This is a genomic window from Burkholderia sp. (assembly GCF_018375725.1).
In the GTDB taxonomy this organism is placed as follows: Bacteria; Pseudomonadota; Gammaproteobacteria; order Burkholderiales; family Burkholderiaceae; genus Burkholderia.
Window position 1 is genome coordinate 1 of the sequence record NZ_JAHACR010000477.1, and the last position, 1,990, is coordinate 1,990.

Consider the following 1,990-nt stretch of genomic DNA (forward strand, 5'->3'; position numbering starts at 1 on the left):
CATCCTCACGTTTATCCGCGTGATGGAAACCGGCAGCATCACCGCTGCGGCCGAAAGGATGAATCTATCCAAGTCTGTAATCAGCAAGCGTATTAGTGATCTGGAGGAGGCGTTGGGTGTTGAGCTTTTCCAGCGTTCCACGCGCCAGGTCAGGCCGACCGAAAACGGTCATGCCTTCTATGAACGGATGGTCCCGCTCATAAATGAAATCAACCTGACGACGGAGAGCCTCTCAGCCAGGCGGGAGAAGACGTTACGAGGTCAGTTACGCATTACTGCCCCGATGTCGTTTGGCTCCATGTATCTAGGCCCGGTCATCGCCGAATTCGCACGACAGCATCCCGACCTCGAACTGGCTATCGATTACGAAGACCGTTTGGTCGACCTCATCCAGGGAGGGTATGACATTGGAATCCGCATCGGCCACCTGCGCGACTCAAACCTGCGTGCCCGAAAGCTTTGCGAATGCCCGCGCGTTGTCGTTTGTAGCCCTTCGTACATCGACTCCCATGGAGTACCTGGAACCGTTGCCCAACTGGCCAATCACCAGTGCATTGATTATGCCTATGTCCACACCAGCAGACTGTGGCAGTTCGAGGCAGAGGAGAAGGACAGTTCCCCAGTCAGTGTCTCGATGCGCAGTCGTATCGTCATCAATCACGGGGGCGCGTTGCGGGACATGGCGATTGCCGGTCTCGGCATTGTCTCGTTGCCGATCTTTCTTGTGGCCGACGCTTTGCGCGCCGGCGCCCTCGTGCCGATACTGGCGGGATATCGGCAGCCGCCCTATACCGTTGCCGCGATTTATCCGCCGACGCATCATGTATCGACAAAGGTGCGAACCTTCATCGACTTTCTGGTCGAGTGTTTCGCGCCTCCGCTGCCTTGGGACGATGATGCCGAGGGCAGTCGGGAATCGGTGTTGCTGCGCCTGCGCGGTATTAATAAGCTACCGACGGATTGATATGAAAGCGGCAAGCGGTTATGGTGCAGTTCTGATGCGTCGGTCTGTCATCCTTGAGCTTTCGACGAGCGCAAACCAGTGAGCAAGCCGCAAGATCTCGAATAGTTGTCCAACGGGCGTCATTTCGACCGCGAAGTCATCGTACTGTGCGTGCGATGGCGTGCTGCGCTACAAGCTCAGCCTGTGCGATCTTATCGAGATGATGGCTGAACGCGGCTTATCCTTTCCCTACACTGCAATCATGCGCTGGGTGGAGCGCTGCACGTCGGAGTTCGTCAAACGCTGGGGTAATTCCCTCAAAAAATCAGCGGTGGAAAGACGTAGAATTTTTTCGTTGAGGGAATTCAACGGAATGAAGAAGTCGAGGTTCATGGACAGCTCAATCATGGACGTGCTCGAGTGGGTTGAGTTGGGGTGGTCGGTACGGACCTATGCCGGGCTCCCGGCATAGGTCCGGCGACGTTCTACAAGTCGCGCTAAGAGTACTGTGGCATGGATGTCTCGCTGATCACGCGGATGAAGGAGTTGGACGAGGAGAGCGCCCCGGCTGAGCAAGATGTAAGTCAAGGAGATGATTGAGGCTGAGATCATTGCGGAGGCGTTTGCAAAAACGCTATGGTCTTCCCCGTTTTGTCCCCATGGTCCATGAGGTTGTGGCTGGCTTGCCGGCGCGAGATAGTCATGCGAGTGGTGGCGAGCCGGGATACATTGATCCGCCTGGCATGCGAAGCGAACCGGGCGGTACGAATGGCTGTGGCTGTACCACTGGGAAGATCTGGACCACGGGCAGCGTTTCGCGACCGACTGGATACCGACGTACCATCACGACCGCTCGAAAATGGCTCTTGGCGGATTTACGCCAAGACAGCGGCTGGCCATGACTGCTCTATTCCTACTTCCGAACACGATGGAAACACGGGGATTCCTCGCCCTAGAATCGCGTCGCCACCCCGATCCGTACCAGCGCCTGAGACCGATTGCTGGACGCGGCGCCGGGTTGCATCAGGCCGTTGATCCACGCCTGTG

The 1,990-nt window shown here is 56.9% G+C and carries 2 protein-coding genes and 2 pseudogenes; 3 read left to right on the forward strand and 1 reads right to left on the reverse strand.

The window, feature by feature from the left end:
* Both KH616_RS24575 and KH616_RS24580 read left to right on the forward strand, forming a co-directional pair.
* The coding region (locus KH616_RS24575) for a LysR family transcriptional regulator (protein ID WP_292253861.1) at nt 1–964 on the forward strand (964 nt) is incomplete at its 5' end.
* A gap of 105 nt (nt 965–1,069) precedes the next feature.
* A pseudogene (locus KH616_RS24580) lies at nt 1,070–1,223 on the forward strand (IS6 family transposase); the annotation flags it as partial.
* On the opposite strand, the gene KH616_RS24585 reads toward KH616_RS24580, so the two are convergent.
* On the reverse strand, nt 1,193–1,351 hold the full coding sequence (locus tag KH616_RS24585) for a hypothetical protein (RefSeq protein WP_292253863.1): 159 nt from the start codon (nt 1,349–1,351) through the stop codon (nt 1,193–1,195). The pseudogene KH616_RS24580 and the gene KH616_RS24585 sit on opposite strands and share 31 nt — an antisense overlap.
* A gap of 343 nt (nt 1,352–1,694) precedes the next feature.
* Here KH616_RS24585 and KH616_RS24590 point away from each other — a divergent pair.
* Nucleotides 1,695–1,850 (forward strand): annotated as a pseudogene (locus KH616_RS24590) (IS3 family transposase); the annotation flags it as partial.
* Nucleotides 1,851–1,990 lie beyond the last annotated feature (140 nt).

Coding starts and splice junctions, on each gene's coding strand:
- KH616_RS24585 (WP_292253863.1), bottom strand. CDS start 1,351: ATGATTGAGCTGTCCATGAACCTCGACTTCTTCATTCCGTTGAATTCC.